The organism is Bacillus sp. 11B20 (assembly GCF_056098985.1).
Map to the genome: position 1 here is coordinate 494,575 of NZ_JBLZWZ010000008.1, position 15,801 is coordinate 510,375.

Annotated in this window: 15 protein-coding genes and 1 pseudogene; all 16 read right to left on the bottom strand. The window is 34.9% G+C overall.

What is annotated here, in order from left to right; translation table 11 throughout:
- Positions 1-15: 15 nt before the first annotated feature.
- Complete coding sequence (locus ACN6NB_RS11920; RefSeq protein WP_376765037.1) at positions 16-6,864, bottom strand: DNRLRE domain-containing protein; 6,849 nt, start codon at positions 6,862-6,864, stop codon at positions 16-18.
- Positions 6,865-7,198: 334 nt separating this feature from the next.
- A pseudogene (locus ACN6NB_RS11925) lies at positions 7,199-7,516 on the bottom strand (penicillin-binding transpeptidase domain-containing protein); the annotation flags it as partial.
- Positions 7,507-7,689 (bottom strand): hypothetical protein, encoded by a 183-nt coding sequence (locus ACN6NB_RS11930; protein ID WP_039180154.1) that lies wholly within the window; start codon positions 7,687-7,689, stop codon positions 7,507-7,509. The gene ACN6NB_RS11930 and the pseudogene ACN6NB_RS11925, both read right to left, overlap by 10 nt.
- Positions 7,690-7,707: 18 nt before the next feature.
- Complete coding sequence (locus tag ACN6NB_RS11935) at positions 7,708-8,055, bottom strand: YxiJ family protein (RefSeq protein WP_039180157.1); 348 nt, start codon at positions 8,053-8,055, stop codon at positions 7,708-7,710.
- A gap of 57 nt (positions 8,056-8,112) precedes the next feature.
- Positions 8,113-8,511, bottom strand: coding sequence for a YxiG family protein (locus tag ACN6NB_RS11940; protein ID WP_039180160.1), 399 nt, complete (start codon positions 8,509-8,511; stop codon positions 8,113-8,115).
- Between the two features lie 47 nt (positions 8,512-8,558).
- Positions 8,559-9,035 (bottom strand): hypothetical protein, encoded by a 477-nt coding sequence (locus ACN6NB_RS11945; RefSeq protein WP_039180163.1) that lies wholly within the window; start codon positions 9,033-9,035, stop codon positions 8,559-8,561.
- Positions 9,036-9,074: 39 nt separating this feature from the next.
- Positions 9,075-9,758 carry a DUF7003 family protein gene (locus tag ACN6NB_RS11950; RefSeq protein WP_039180166.1) on the bottom strand — a complete coding sequence of 228 codons (684 nt, stop codon included), beginning with the start codon at positions 9,756-9,758 and terminating at the stop codon, positions 9,075-9,077.
- Positions 9,759-9,781: 23 nt separating this feature from the next.
- Positions 9,782-10,390 carry a hypothetical protein gene (locus ACN6NB_RS11955; RefSeq protein WP_039180169.1) on the bottom strand — a complete coding sequence of 203 codons (609 nt, stop codon included), beginning with the start codon at positions 10,388-10,390 and terminating at the stop codon, positions 9,782-9,784.
- A 56-nt stretch (positions 10,391-10,446) separates the two neighbouring features.
- Positions 10,447-11,076 (bottom strand): hypothetical protein, encoded by a 630-nt coding sequence (locus tag ACN6NB_RS11960; RefSeq protein ID WP_039180171.1) that lies wholly within the window; start codon positions 11,074-11,076, stop codon positions 10,447-10,449.
- Between the two features lie 24 nt (positions 11,077-11,100).
- Positions 11,101-11,484, bottom strand: a complete 384-nt coding sequence (locus ACN6NB_RS11965) for a DUF2750 domain-containing protein (protein ID WP_084096414.1) — start codon at positions 11,482-11,484, stop codon at positions 11,101-11,103.
- 49 nt (positions 11,485-11,533) lie between these two features.
- A complete protein-coding gene (locus ACN6NB_RS11970; protein WP_039180174.1) occupies positions 11,534-12,214 on the bottom strand; it encodes a hypothetical protein in 681 nt (226 codons plus the stop codon).
- Between the two features lie 66 nt (positions 12,215-12,280).
- Entirely contained in the window at positions 12,281-12,523 is a 243-nt protein-coding gene (locus ACN6NB_RS11975; protein ID WP_039180177.1) for a hypothetical protein, read from the bottom strand.
- Between the two features lie 55 nt (positions 12,524-12,578).
- Positions 12,579-13,337, bottom strand: a complete 759-nt coding sequence (locus tag ACN6NB_RS11980) for a hypothetical protein (protein ID WP_039180180.1) — start codon at positions 13,335-13,337, stop codon at positions 12,579-12,581.
- A gap of 66 nt (positions 13,338-13,403) precedes the next feature.
- On the bottom strand, positions 13,404-14,060 hold the full coding sequence (locus ACN6NB_RS11985) for a hypothetical protein (RefSeq protein ID WP_039180183.1): 657 nt from the start codon (positions 14,058-14,060) through the stop codon (positions 13,404-13,406).
- A 156-nt stretch (positions 14,061-14,216) separates the two neighbouring features.
- Positions 14,217-14,675: a hypothetical protein gene (locus ACN6NB_RS11990; protein ID WP_039180184.1), complete on the bottom strand. Its 459-nt coding sequence runs from the start codon at positions 14,673-14,675 to the stop codon at positions 14,217-14,219.
- Positions 14,676-14,759: 84 nt separating this feature from the next.
- Positions 14,760-15,608, bottom strand: coding sequence for a hypothetical protein (locus tag ACN6NB_RS11995; RefSeq protein ID WP_039180187.1), 849 nt, complete (start codon positions 15,606-15,608; stop codon positions 14,760-14,762).
- Positions 15,609-15,801 lie beyond the last annotated feature (193 nt).

Below are 15,801 nucleotides of genomic sequence, written 5' to 3' on the forward strand. Positions count from 1 at the left end.
TTTTCATCACCTCTATTACTTGACTCTTTCCCAATGGCCCCTTTTAGACTTTCCATTTGTATGTGTCCACCTATGTTTATGGGGAACAACTGGATGCTGTTTCGCATTACCATGATTGGAATAATCAATATCATAAATTGCACGACCTTTACTATCATATTTTCTTTTCTGGTGAATTTTTTTATTTTTAATGTAATATACGCTGCTATTCTTTTTACCATTTTTAGGACCAGGTGGTTTACTAAATGTAACATGTATTTTACTTTTCTTTATTTTCCCTTTATATCTTTTTCCTTTAGATTTTTTTACTAATTTGTAACTTTTAACTGCTTTATAAACTCTGTTTGCACCTTTAAATATCTTCCCAGGTCCAAAATTAGATGCTGCTGCTAAAGCTGCACCTTTCCAGCCTTTACCCGATTTATAAGCTTTGTATCCATCATAAACCGCAAATCCTGCATTGACAACAAACCATACCCAATGGCCGTCTGGGTCCACATTCATGACTGGGTTGTTGTTTCCATAAGTATATCCGTTTTGATCTAGTGAATCTCCATCGCTTCCTGGGTCTGGATCTAGTGATAGGAATACGCCGTTTCTCGGTTCATAGTAGCGGGCGATTAAATAGTAAAGTCCTGTTTCTTCATCGAAGCGGTAACCAGCATAGCGATATGGGTTTCCTTTTACTTCTTCATCTTCTTTTACTTTAGTTGGAACTCCCCATGTATCGTATTCGTACTCAGCAACGATTTTTCCTGCACTATTTGTGATGGCTATGACATCGCCGTGTGCATTGTAGTGATAGAAATATTTTTTCCCGTTTTGCGTGAATGCAAGGAGCTGTCCACTCTCACCGTATGTGTATGCTTTTGTGACTACGTTATCTTTATCTGTTTCGTATAAGACATTCAGGCTATCGCCGTCATAAAAATAATTGGTGACTTTTCCATTCACTGTTTTTTGAATTCTATATCCACGCTCATCATATTTGTAAGTGACAAATGGCTTGTCTTCCCCTTTTTTCGTGATGGCTGTAATGTTATCTTCTGCATCCCATTCATAAAGGAATTGCCCGTCAGACGTTCGGTTGCCATTTTTGTCATAAGTTAAAGTCTCATCATTTACCTTTGTCAGTTGGTTCATGATGTTGAATGATGCGTTGATTGTTTTTTTAGTGCCATTTTTTTCAGTCGTGACGGTTTTTCTGTTTCCAAACCCATCATATGTGTACTCAATGACCGTGCCATCTGGATGAGTTTCTTTGATCAATTGATCTAATTTTCCATATTCATAACGAATCTTCCCGTTGCTTCCTTGATCAATCGTTATTCTGTTTCCATTTTGATCATATTCGTAAGCTTCGTTTAAGATCGTTGTGCCTTGGTTTGTTCCAATATGCAAATCATTAATTAAATTGCGCTCATCATAAGCAAAGCTAGCACCACTGCCGTTACCTGTAATAAAGGACTGAACATTTCCATTTTCATCATAATCAAACGAATACGTAGAACTCGAATCCTTCATCTGCGTCATTTGATCAAGCTTATTGTAACTGAATTGGTTCGTCCCTTTTTGATTTCCGTGTGTCCATTCAAAGGATTTCAGTTTATCTGAATCGGCTGGATACGTCCAAGTTTGGCTGCTGCCTCGCTCCGTTAACTTTGTAATACGGTTTTGTTGGTCAAATGTTCGATTTTTGGTTGTGTTTTGTTCTTTGTTGACAACCGTTGTTTCGTTTCCGTTTTTATCATAGCTAAAGTGATATTTTTCTGTTCCATTGTATGACTTTGATTTCACTCGGTCTGTTCCATCATACGTGAGAGACACTTCATGTCCATTTGCAGAAATGGTTTTAATTAAGTTGCTATTCGCATCATATTCACTTTTTAACACATTTCCTAATGGATCAATGGTTTTTGTTAATTTGCCCATAAGGTCGTATTCAAATTGATACGTTTGATCTGACTCTGCACGAATGGTTTTCGACTGTTCATTGCCCTCTTTATCGTAGGTTCTTACAATGGATGTCCCGTTAGATAAAGTGATTTTCTTCAGCTGATCAGCCTGGTCATATTCGAATGTTGTTTTTTCGCCTTTCGCATCGGTTTCAGAAAGTTTTTTGCCTGTTTCGTCGAAGGCAGATTGAGATGAGTAACCAAGCTCATCCTCTTCTTTAACTGCGTAGTTCCCTTTTTCGTCGTAAGTGGTTTTCGTTAACAGACTTCCTTCTACTAAACGGATATCATCAAACCACACCGTTCCAGTCGCGCTTTTTTGGAAAACGATCTGCACGTCGATTTTTTTCAACGGTTTTGTTTTTGGTATGACAACCGCCGCCCGGTTCCACTCTTGTGTACCTGTTGGGAATTTCGCATTAAACGTTCCTGTTGTGCCATCTGTATACGTAACGGACGCTTGAAGTGAGTAATCATTTTCATTTGAAGCTTTGACATTTTCAGCCTTAGACATCCCAGTCAAGGTGACATACACAGATTGATCATTCGCACTTTGTTCAATCGGTACAGATTGTTTATAGATGGCATTTGCTTGAGTTGAAGAAGTTCTTGTAATTTTTAACGAAACGTCATCGTTAAAGCCTTCTTCATTATCTAATGAACCACCTGTTCCGCTCCAGCTTATTGTTTTATCCGTAAAGGAATTATTTTTGACTGGATTGTAACTTGATGAAACTTCGCCTTTTTCCAGCTGAATCTCATCGAACCAGGCTTTTCCTTTTCCAGCCTTATCTCGATGATCCACTTCCATATAGATCACAGCTTTGCCTGCATGAGATGGCGTCGTAAACGAAACTTGGCGTTTTGTCCAATCGTTTTTGCCTGATAATGTGCTGTAGCCGTTGCTGATCCATTGAATTCGTTTATTGTTTGTATCTCTTAAATCAATGTTAAAAAATGCTCTTGCTTTCGTTAGTTCTGTCTTTATTTTCCCACTCAGTGTATACGTCGTATTTGGCTCTAGTATTACTTCTTGTGTAGCCGAAGAATAGCCAAGTTCTGTTCCTTCAGTTGTCGACTGTGAACTGACCTCTAATACTCGGCCCCCCGATAACGCACCACTTTTCCCAGCTATTTGCGCTAATTTCCCGTCATCCTTAGATGCTGTAAGCTTCCAGCCAGTTAGCGTATCTTCAAAACTGCCATTTTTCAAAATACTCGCGCCTGCAGCAAGTTCTTTACTTGTTTGTATCAAATTCCCGTAAGAATCATAAATACTTGCTGAAGACATATTTCCACTTTGATCTGTCTCAGATACAGCATCTAATCCATCGTAGGCGATATCTGTAATATCTCCTTCTGTATCTTTCACTTTAGTGACATCATTGTTTTTGTTATACTCGTAGGTTTCTGTCCCATAAGCATCTTTCGCCTGAATGACGTTGCCATTTTTGTCATACGAATAGCTTTCTGTAGCTTTTCCTTTCTCTACATCATTTGGGTCAATTTCTTCTACGATTTGGTTGCCTTCATATTTCGTTTTAGTGGTGATTTTAAGCCCTTCCGCATCATCTACAACTTGAATTGGATTGGCTGCTTCGTTATACGTATACTGTATTTTTCGACCATTTGGCTGTGTCAGCATGAGTGTCTTTTTAGACATATCATATGCGTACTCAAATGTTTCTTTTTTTGCATTGGTTGCCTTGACTAAACGATGATTTTCATATTGATATTCTGTAAAAACAGGCTGATCTTCTGTGCTGTTTTGAGAGAATTGTTTAATCAATTTGCCATCTTTATCGTATTCATATGAGATACTTGTTCCATCTGAATCTATGACTTTCGTTAGTAAACCTGCATCATACTTATATGAAAGCTTTTTCCCTTTTGGTCCTTGAACCGAAATGATATGACCATCTTCATCATAATCCATTGTTATTTTTCGGCCAGATGCATCTTCCATTGAAGTGAGCTGATTGTTTTCATTATATTTATATGTCGTTGTATTTTTATGTCCATCTACAACCTTGGTGATTTTCCCACCGTTTTTACTAAAGTGCGCAAAGGTTTGATCCTTCGTTTTTAACATGTATTCATCTTTTGATTCCGTTAATTCAAGGAAAATACCTGTTGGTGGTTGATACGTGCCATCTGCTTTTTTTGTAAAAACATGGGTTGTAGCATCCTCATCAAGATAGATAGCACCTTCTTTTGTTGGCGTGATACTCGTTTCTATATCTGCGTACCATCCTTGACCAAACAGGTGGTCAGCTGCATCTAAACTGTTGTATGTTCGACCAATTCCAAGCCCCGGTCCTCTTCCATCAATCGACATTTCTTCTTCACTGACAATCACATTCCCAGTTGCACCATTAAGCTGACCGTCTGGTATATCAATAATCGACCAGTAATCCTCTGTTCCAAGGAATTCGGCCCCTTCATGGAATGTCGGGTTAAAGGCTGGTGTTGGAATGGTTTCTCCATTTGCATCGTAAGCGGAAAGGGTAAAGGAGTAGTTCTTGCGTCCTTTATAATTTCCATTCGCATTTTCATATACAGGTGATGGGTCTAGCGCTAATTCCCCGCCTTTACCATCTGTATGAAGCACATATTTCCCACTTTTAACTTCAGAAGGAGTCGGCCAAATATTCTTGTTTTGTGTTGTCCAATGATCGACATCACCCACATCAAATGATTGATATGCCTTACCATTATAGATGTTAATTTTATACCCTTTTGCATTTTTCACTTTGTCCCAATGTAAATTGATATAACCTGTTTGGCTTTCTTTTGTATTGGTATAAGCATATCCAGATAAAGCTTTTGGTCTAGATAGATCAGGTAAAGTTGGTCCAGCTGGCGGTGAAGCAATAGCTTCTCCATCTTTATTGTAGGCAATCACTCTGAAGGAATAATGTTTTTGAGCCGCATCTCCTCCAGCATTTTTATAAGTCGCACCAGGATGAATTGGAAGCTCCGCCCCTTTACCATCTTGGAGGTGCAATGCATATTTACCTGCTTTGATCTCAGCAGCTGTCGGCCATACTTTTTTCCCTTTAGTTGACCATGATGTTTGATTCCCAAGATCCAATGTCTCATAGCTTTTCCCATTAAACATTTGTAGTTTATATCCGGTCGCACCGGAAACTGAATTCCAAGAAAGATCAAAGTAACCTGTTGCGTTATTATTATTGAAACCTTTTGTACTAGGTGCTTTCGCTCTAGCCACATTCGGCACGACAGGTTTTACCTTTGCTGACATTGCGCCTTCACCTTGGTCAAAAATCGCACTTACAGCTACCCAATAATTTTTACTTGTCGCATACTTACCGCCTGAGTTTTTGTAAACTGGAGAAGGATCAACTGCTAATTCAGTGCCACCTTTTCCGTCTAAATGAAGTTTATATTTTTTTGCTGCTATCTCGCTCGCTGTTGGCCATATATTCTTTCCTTTTGTACTCCATGATGCCACATTTCCAACTGAAATGGCTTCATACTCTTTTCCGTTGTATAGCCACACTTTGTAACCTTTTGCGCCAGCTACCTTTTTCCAACTTAAATTGAAGTAGCCTGTCCCATTTCCATTACTAAAACCTTTTACAGTTGGTGCATTTGCTTGTGGAATGGTATATGTTACTTCAATGACTGGTTTATTGGTTGAGTTTGTTGATGAGATTATTTTTTTCCAATGGTCTTGTCCATTTCCATTTGCATGTAATTTAAAGCCATAGTTAGCTGTTCCACTATTCCAAGCTTTGATGGTTGATGTCACATCATAGGTAGCCCATTGACCTTTATATACATTGGCTTTACCGATATTTTTGGAGCTTGGTTTATTATTCCATGTTAGTTTTGTATGATCATAGTTGGCATTCACTGTATCAAGCCAAAGACCAGTAGCCTTCGTCCCGTAATATGAATGAGCAACATATGTTTTAAGCGTCGCTTTTGTTACATTCATATTTTGAATCGGCTTGAATGAATTAAATTTCATAAACGCATAGTTTGTACCAGTTGTTTTATCGTAATAACCTGTTTTGAGTACATAACTTTTAAGTTTAGCGTCCCATTTTTGCGTAGAGGATGAATAATTTGTAGTCGGGTATTTACTCATGATAAATGTGTCTGCTGACACAGATAAAGAAGTCGATGGATCGATAGACACAGGATAAACTCGTTCAGGATCCTCAAGCCATTTCTCATCAGCAGTCACACGAAGTAAATAGCCATCGTCTTCTTTTTCTAGTTTAAAGCTCACATCTTCTGAGCGAGCCACTTCACCTGACTTTTCATCTAAATTAGAATCAGTCATAAATGGTTTTGGGACTTGAAAAATGGCCCGCTTTTTCTGATCATAAAAAGTAATAGAACCATCTTCCTCAATTTCTCCAGTTAGATCTGTCTTTATTTTAAATGTAAAAGAATTGTAGCCATCATATTGATTGAGTACAATATCTTCTTTGATGTTTTCATTAAAGGTAAATGATCGTAAATCTATATTTGGAAATACCTCTTCATATGTAAGCTCATTGGTGTTCTCTTTAAATTGTGCTGAGGTATCCTTGGAATTGATTTCTGATTTGTTTTTACCTGAAGCTTTTAAAATTGAAAATTCAATTTGATGCTTCTTGTGTTCAAATGTAGCATATAGTCCTTGCTTCATTTGCTTTTGAAAAGTTGATTCTAATCTCGCATTTTCTGTCTCTATTTCTTTTTGCGAGATCGTCCTTAATTCAGGAGAGATGTCCTCCCACTCAGCGTCTGACGCTTCTTTTATATGAATAGGGTCAGGATATACCTCTTGTGTAAATACACCCTCTCCTTCATAAAAAAGCTTGCTGTTTTCTGTTCTTTCTGAAAGAACTTCTCCATCTTTTCCAATTTCGTCTTCGTCAATCCCTGCCATTTCAAGGGCTTTTGAATCATCTAATTTTTCTAAGCGATTATGACTTGATTTTGTATTTGCGTCATGTTCTTCTGCAAAAATATCAGAAGGAAACATTGATAAAAGCATCACAAAGGCTAATAGTGCTGCGATATTCCTTTTCCATTTTACTTTTCTTTTTAGATTCATATTAATCTCCTTATCATATATTTGTAACATTTGTAACATTACGCCATATATAATAATATATTTGAAATGAAACTTCAATATATTTCTATAAATATATCATCCTTTCAAACTAACCCATATATCATCAACTTATCAATATATCTCCTTTTTCATATAAAAAAGCACCCTACACGGATGCTTCAATCAAATGATATTTTTTCAAAATACGATAGGTGATTTCTTTTGCTTCTAGTCCTGTGCCTTCGATATTTGTGGCGAAGATGTAGGTTTTGTTTTTATGTTTGATGAAGCCTACGTACCAGCCGATGCCTGAGCCGGAGCCTGTTTTTCCGTATAGGGTGGCATGTTTCTCTTCTTCTTGTATCATCATTCGTTTGACTGTTCTCATGTTCTTTAGGTCAAATGGAAGAGTCTCTTCATATAGCTGTTTGAGAAAACGAACTTGTTCGAGAGGAGAAATTCGCAAGGTACTGCTTAACCAAAAATGTCTGCTTTATGGGTTGCAGATTCGTATGGGATGTGTAGATGAATACAGTTGATCAAGTCGTAATGTTCATTATACTCTTTAAAGTAGTGAAATTCATTGATTTGCTTTAGATGGTTGATATTGAAATCAGGGATTTGTTTCTGGACTTTTTCATCTAAAAACCATGTCATCGTTTGTCCTCCAAGAGGTTATTGTATAAGTGCAATGATTTGTTTTCTTGTTTCTTCATGGTATTGAACATAGGAATGCAATAAAGGATATGACTCAAGGATCTGTTGATACGATTTGATTTGGGGATATTGCTCTTCAAATGACTGACGCAGCACGTTTAACTGTTTTTTCGGTATTCGTTTATGATCGACCACATAACTTAAGCTGCCTGCAACAAGTGAAAAAAACATATAAAAATCATCTGAGTACATACCAGTTTCTTCTTCAAAAAAGATGATTTCATCTGGATAAGCAGAATCTAATAAGTATTGATAACGTTGTTTTACATCATCGAATAAATCTTGTTTATCACGGCTGATTTTCATGGATTTCCCCATTCTCTCATTGTTTTTAATTCTTATTTAGGAGCTAATGAGATCTTCCTATACACTGCAAATAAATTCTTGTGAATCAAAACATACGTTTTTCGATTCTATTGCGAGTAACATCCCATTGATGTTAAATAGAAAATTTGCATTTGAATCAAATTCTTCAAGAAGTACATTTTTAAGGTTCCCTATCCCTTGAGGATGGTAGCTGCATTCGAAAATTTGCCAATTCATCTCTTCTTGTATCAATTCTTCAAATCTATCATTACCTTCACCCCCATTATAATAAAAACTCGCCACATTCATAAATCGCAATTCATGTTGAGTAACTTTATTTAATTCTGATACTTTTACGCTCAGTATTAATTCTTTATGAAACAAATCAAATGTGACTCCAAGTACATTACAACCACCATCTAGATAATCGATCCATTTTTGTACACTATTAAACATCTCATTCACTCTCCTATTTTTTCAGGATGAACTCTATTCTTATCATGTCACAGAGTTTGTAAATATTCTTCAAATGAAATAAAGTCCGCTTTTTTTCGAAATTCGCTTAAGATATTTTGATCTCCCGTAAAAATAACATCTGTCGAATCAAAAAAACCGATTTCAAACACGGCTTGAGGGATAACGGGTGTATAATTCACATTCCAATATCGTTCATTATCTTCAATTTGAGGTATTGAACTGATATTCAAATGATCTACATGACGAGGCAATGCGGTCAAAACAGCGAAAATAAAAGAATAAGAATAGTCATGTAAGAATTTTTTAAAATGTTCACCCTTCAGAAATAAAAAATCCGTATAATCCGGCATGACTTCTGAATGAAATTGATTATTCCAATCATGAAGCATTGTGAGTGTCACATCGCTTATGACCCAGTTATACTCTTCTACGTTTAAATTGATTTTCTTTATTAATTCATTTACTTCGAATAAATCTTTTTCTTTTGCTAATACGATTCTCATTACTTGCTCCACCTCATCAATTTAAAACATCAGACGAAACTAAAAATATTCTACAGTATCAAAATCAGACCATAATTTCCAGTCAGTGTTCGTGTTTACATTGACAATGAATGTTGGATCTTGATAGATCAAACTCTTAGCAATCGATTGAAAAAAAGAAGATTGACTAGGTAGTTGACCATCCGTTTCTGGATGAAACCATGATTCAGTTGTATAAAGCGGTTTATCATATACATGCTGAACGATGTCAAATTGTTCTTGATCTGTCATCCATAATCTATCCAGTAAATCTCGGTGTTTAGCTATTTCTCTTAACAAGGTAATCCATTCATTTTCTTCTGTTACATTAGCTTGGCATGACTCTGGTATTTGAATATTAAAATAGTCTCCATTTAATTTAATTCGTAAAGGATGCTTTGTGAACCCAGGTTCTATCTCACCTTCATCTATTATTTCATGATGATGATCCACGAAATCAAAAAGCTCATCCAATAAAAAATTGATTGATCCATTCTTCAACTCATGACCAATAGCAAAAAAATCAATAGCCGGTCCTACCTTCGATAAACCGAATAATTGAATCGTGATCAGCCAATTTTCCTCTCTAATAAATAGAGCAAGCTTCCCTTTGGCAAAATCAAAGTTCCCATTATCTAATAGAGGAAACTCTTTATTTAGGAAAGACTCATCTAGTATAGATAACACATTGTCTATTTGATTCATGTCTTCCTCCTTATGAAGTTATTTCATTCTACGTTTGTATAATTCCGAATCAGTTCTTTTCTAAAATCATCAGGAAGTTTTTGATTCGGAAATACAACTGAAATCCAACCTAATACAATCTCATCTAAAGTTCTCCACGTTTTTAACAATTGTTTATTCATTTGTTCTAATTGATGAACTGCTAGTACTCCTATCTCATAACTTCTTTCGCCATAAATGATCCATTTCGCAGAAGGGGAAAACCATATCACACGTGAAGCAATATCCATTATGCTATCATTTACACTCTCTATCGGATAATCCGTTAAGAGATCGAGGTAATCACTTGGTGTGAGGTTTAACGGGATTTTCACCCAAGGATAATAACCAAAATCATGATAATAATCATCCATACTCTTCTGCTCATCTAATACAGCCATGAGTATATAGTCATCATGATGATTCAAAGCTAAACCTTTTAACATTTCCCAGCTATCATCTGATAACAACCAATGGAATTCTTCGAATAAATAATGAGGGGGGTTCGTTTGCAACACTTGATAAGGGAATGTTTTTCTCCTGTGAACGAGCGAATGAACAAACGATAAAACATGTTCAAATTCTTTTGGATCGGATATAAACAAATGTTTCACTTTACGCTCCTTTCATATCTTCGGGTAAGTCTATCATCAGTCATTGATACTCCATTTCAACGCTTGTAACATGACGCATAATGAGAAAGCATTTGAGTGTAATAGTCATTGAATGTTTTTTGATCCTTCAATAATCCTTCAAACCAATTTGCTAAAACAGGGTGATCCATTGGTTTCCACCCTTCTTTTAATAACCTATTTTTCACAGAATCTTTTGTTGATACCATTCCTATGATACAAATTTCCATATCTCTATCTGCCCAAATCGCCCACTGCAAAGAATGCGATAACCAGACCACTATGTACGAATTCGTTATGATATCATCTGCTATAGACTCTTTTGGATGCGTCCATAGTGCATTTACATAATCCTCACTTGAAATGTTTACATTCGCTTTCAGCCAATTATAATAACCAAATTCCTTCAAATAATATTTGGTTGGATCTGGTTGAAGGACTGCAGTCAAAAATTCTCTATCTTGTGTAACAGTTGATAACTCTTTTATGGTTGGTAAAATATCATCACTCAATGCCCAATCAAACTCTTGAAACAAAAAACAATCAAATGTCTTACGGAAGACTTGTTGTGGCAGCTCTTTATTTGTGTCAAACACATGATCTACTAAATTCTGATACAATTCGAATTCTTTTTCTGAACGAATAAATAAGTCTTCAAGCCGTTTCAAATAACTACCTCCACTCTTGTTGAACTAGTAGTTTTTTAATTCTTCCTCTATATCTTTTTTTAATGTATGAATTTCAATTGAAACCGAATCATTTCGATTATAGAAAATCGACGGATTGATTCCATCTGCTATCATTCCGGGTAGCCACTCTTCTATCAAATCATCTAAATCAATCATTCCTGGCACTGATTTTTCCCATTGGTCGATCGCACAATAAGCTGCATGATCCTCTGTCGGCCAAAAATGAAGCTGTGGTACACCATATTCATCCTCTGACATCACCCATCCCTTCTCGTTTCTTAATGACCATACTTCTTCAAAATCAACAATCTTTTTAATGAAGTAGTCATAACGCTTTTTCGCAGGTAATTGGACGGTGGTTTCTAATTCTTTCGGATGCATGGACATCGCGTCACTCCTTATCTATTGATCTACTGTAACGGCTTGATTTTAGACATTACTTATTGAAGACGACGACTCCATATGGATTGTAAAACAAATCATCTTCGGGATAAAAATCGTATTCAATAAGATCTAACTTTATCTGCTGACCTTCATCATAGATAACCTTTTCTTTTAAAGCTTCTCTTTTTTCTTGAATAGATTTGTTTATCCAGTTTAAAAAGTACCGCTCTATTTCATCAGCATGAAACCCTTCAAACATCATTTCCGGCTCTCCAAATTGTTGAAAACCACTTGTCACATATATAACATCACTTTCTTGAACAATAGAAGTCATATATTGATAAGGATTGAACTCTTCTATTAAACTTTGCCATGTCTTCTTCATAAAAGAACGACCTGATGATTCAACTTTTATCGCCATGCCATCAATCTTTAGTAAATCCGTAGTAACTTGCACAAGCGCGTTTATTTCTTCTAAGGATTCAGTCATCCCAATGATATACAAGCATGTTTGATGCGTATCTATTTGTTTAAGTTCTTCTGAATTGAATTGTTCATTTGGAAGGAAAGTCTCGCTTAATTGATCAATATGATCCACTACTTCAAGTTCGTAATCAGTTCCAGTTCGTTTATGTATGATTCGATGATTAACATATATATAATCATTCAATTCTTCGAGTTCTTTTAAATGATGTGACCAAAATCCTGGAATTGCGATAACTGTTTCAGGCATAAAATTTACTCCTTTTATTTAAATTAAGGCAAAGCCATAAGAATATAACAAGATGATCTATAGGAACTATTTGTATTTTTCTAACCAGTCATTCAAATCATCTACAGAATGTAAGTAAGAATTAGGTGAATCTTTCAAATTAATTCCACTCAAAAGAACCAACATATCCCAAACTTGATCATCGTCTATTTCTGGATCGTCTGCAGAAACGTAAACTTCAACCCAATCAGAAATTTGTTCTCTGGTCATCGTCCCCTCTAAGACTTTTCGTATTTTATTTAAACAGTCTAGCATTTTGGGTTCGTCCATTAATTACATCCTTTATATGTAATTTTTCCAAAATTCACTTCACGCTGTAAGCTGCCTATATTTCATATTTGATAATATCCTCCATTGACATACCTTTAAAATATAAAGAAAGAATGCTTATAATAGTGTATTCACCAAGTATACCAATCGGGTTAAATATCATTTTAGCCGTTTTTGGGTCAGCAACCTCTAAGTCCATAACAGGTGCAATGGAACCTTCTTTTCCCTCGCTTACGTAATAATTTTCATCTCTATATGTCACGAATTTCAGATTTTGAAGATCATCTTCTTTTATAAAATCTTGATTTATTTTTGTGATGACTTTCCATAAACCATTTAAAAAGCCTGTCAGGCCTGTATTTGCAACAAATAGCCCCTTCTCTTTTTTTATCAATTGTTTTAACTCACTTTTTTCTATTCTGTCATCAACAAATAAATCATAGTATTGGATTAAAATATCATCATATTGATTTTTCCCCTCACCCGAAATGATCAAAGCATAGCTCAATTTTCCAACTTCTTCTAACGGGAGTTCAATAATAGCTCCCGGTTCTACTTTACTTAAAGTTTTTGCTTTTTTAGTTGCTATTTTAATGTCCGTTACTTCTTTCTCATTTAAATCATCAAAATAGTGACTGCCTCCGTTATTTAAGACCGTCATGATTGTCAAAAGCATCTCATCAATCGTTGGCTTTCTTTCCAAATGTTCCTCAGTCATTTCATAAAATTGTTCAATCGCTTCTTCAAAAATATCTAATCCGTCATCACCGATGATGATGTTCTTTTTCTTATGTTCTTCTTCCCAAAAACCCATAGAAAAACATCCCCCTTTTTGCGTTCTAGATTTTCACAAGTGTTATGTTATTCTCATTTGGCTTTATCACGATAATCGTATACTTGTATAAACAGTTTTATGTGTACGTTTGAATAGTGCCGCTTCATGATCCGTTAGCCATTTGAGCTCTCGCATGTGGTATGAAACTTCTTCTAAATAAGTATCGGTTTCAGCAATTAATTTTTTATCTAAAATATTTCTTTTATTGTCTTCAACTACAAGATAAAGAGTAAACTGCTTTAAATCTAATTTGATAAGTGGGTAAGCTTTCTTTTTTTTATCGGGACTTAGTTTTGTTTTCCCTTTAATCTCCGCTTTATATTCCTTCTCTTTCATTTTCTTAAATGTCGCTTTGACTAACTGACTGTCCCAATTTTTCAGTTCACACAGATAGAGCATCGCTTTTTCCAAAGTATCTGCTAAGATCTTTTTCTTATTTGTTGCATTTCCAAATTCACTGTAACAAAAAGGTACTTCTAGCTCATACGTATTTTTTAAAAATAACATGTTAGGTTCTTCTTTTGAGGTACTAATTAATTTGTAGTCTTTAAAAGAGCCACAAATCAAAACAATGGCCTCACAATCTTTCGTTTGTAATCTCTTTTCTAATTCGTATAAAAACATTTCAGTCATACAAAGGGATTGGCTAGCTAAAATTCCATGATCATCATCTGACATTAATTGTATATTTTTCAAATGCACTCTTTATAAGCCTCCTAATAAGATTTTATTCATCATGGCTTTGAATGGTTTGCTCATTCTTTTTCCTTTACTTGCTTTCTTTACTGCAAATGCTCTACCTTATCTTGTTCCTATCTTAGCACCATTTCTCTCCCTTTTAGACCGGTTAAAAAAATCCTAACTGCTTAGGGTTTGAAGAATTTCTGTTGCTTCTTTATACAATTCATCAATTAATGGTATAATCATTCCCCGCAAATCTGATTCATTTTCAAAATCTATTAAATATCCTTTTTTGCTCACGAGATTATTCGATACACAAATCCAAATATCGAGATGGTCTATACAGTAACCTTGATCACCTTCTTCACCATCATGAAACTCTTCGCCATTTAGATAATCTACTGAAAAATATATGGATGAATGATATCCTGCTGTAAAACAATCTGAGACTTGAATTTCTCTCCCTCTAGATTTTTTTCCATATACGAATCGTCCAAATTCAGCATTGATCGTTAAATCTAAATCTTTAAATTTTGCTTGTTTTTCTTTTACTAGATTCAGTGCGATATTTGTTATTTCTTTTTCAATATCTGCGATAGATTCTTTGGTCATCGTGTTTAATTTAACTTTCTTCAACTTTTCCTCCAGTATAAAACCCTTCCTATTCTTAGAGAGGGTTATTTAAACTAATACTAAAAGTAATTCATGACATTATTACTACTACATTAGTTTACTTTTATACAGCTTATTTTCTACAAAGATATAAAGATATCCTTCAACTACTTTGTAAGTAGGATCACACTGTGAGGGATCAATTCCATCTAAAAATAATTTCATTATAAACGTTTTATCGTCAACTATTTTAAAAGCATACTGTTTATGTTCCATATTATTAAATAACAAGATTTGACTCTCAGAAACATATAGTTGGTCACAGTACCTGTATTCTTTTCTATCTAGGTGGTACATTTTCTTTTTTTGACATGACTGATTATCAGGGTTTAAATCATAAGAAAAAGTTGAAATAACAATTGTTTGCTCTTCTTCATAGCTAGTGTATAGTTCTGAACCTAGAGTTTGTATTGAAGAGCATTCATACATTATCCCTTTAAACTCTTCCTCAAATAACACTTCTCCTATAATTAAGTTCATACAGTAAATTCCTTTACCCTTAGGGTTTAATTCATCAAATATCCCCTCTTCTGAGATACCAATCCATAATAATCCGTTTTCATCCAGATGAAATGTATTAACACTTAGTAAAAAAGAACATATTTCTACCATATTATTTTGTTTTAAATCTAAAAAATTTATTTTACATATATCATCTTGTTCAAACACAATGACAATGGTATCGTTTATTTCTTGTATTAAATAAATATAGCTATCAGAATCAAGTTCATTTAATGATTTATTCATTATAATACTATGATCCTTGACTACTTGAAGTATTAGTTGATCATCAATAAGAAATACCATATATATTTTCTCATCTCTTCCAACATTAAAATAAATTAGATCTTCTTTTGGACAATCAATTACTTTCTCTGTAGTTATTTCACTTATCAATCATCTCAACTCCTAATATGAAAATCTTGTTCTTAGAGTACCATCTTTTTGGACTACCACTCTAACTCTCTTTGTTTTTTCCTTTCCCATTGACATCAACATGTTTTTTATAGGTTTTCTCATAAACTGTTGATCTTGGTTTATTCCCAGCTCCAGGCTTTCCAGTCCTCGAGGTTAGTTGCACAGTACTAAT

Bases quoted from the DNA above. Each gene is read 5' to 3' on its own strand.
- ACN6NB_RS11945 (WP_039180163.1), bottom strand. From the start codon at position 9,035: ATGAGAATCGTATTAGCAAAAGAAAAAGATTTATTCGAAGTAAATGAA.
- ACN6NB_RS11950 (WP_039180166.1), bottom strand. From the start codon at position 9,758: ATGAATCAAATAGACAATGTGTTATCTATACTAGATGAGTCTTTCCTA.
- ACN6NB_RS11930 (WP_039180154.1), bottom strand. From the start codon at position 7,689: ATGACATGGTTTTTAGATGAAAAAGTCCAGAAACAAATCCCTGATTTC.
- ACN6NB_RS11935 (WP_039180157.1), bottom strand. From the start codon at position 8,055: ATGAAAATCAGCCGTGATAAACAAGATTTATTCGATGATGTAAAACAA.
- ACN6NB_RS11965 (WP_084096414.1), bottom strand. From the start codon at position 11,484: ATGTCCATGCATCCGAAAGAATTAGAAACCACCGTCCAATTACCTGCG.
- ACN6NB_RS11975 (WP_039180177.1), bottom strand. From the start codon at position 12,523: ATGGACGAACCCAAAATGCTAGACTGTTTAAATAAAATACGAAAAGTC.
- ACN6NB_RS11980 (WP_039180180.1), bottom strand. From the start codon at position 13,337: ATGGGTTTTTGGGAAGAAGAACATAAGAAAAAGAACATCATCATCGGT.
- ACN6NB_RS11940 (WP_039180160.1), bottom strand. From the start codon at position 8,511: ATGTTTAATAGTGTACAAAAATGGATCGATTATCTAGATGGTGGTTGT.
- ACN6NB_RS11920 (WP_376765037.1), bottom strand. From the start codon at position 6,864: ATGGCAGGGATTGACGAAGACGAAATTGGAAAAGATGGAGAAGTTCTT.
- ACN6NB_RS11970 (WP_039180174.1), bottom strand. From the start codon at position 12,214: ATGCCTGAAACAGTTATCGCAATTCCAGGATTTTGGTCACATCATTTA.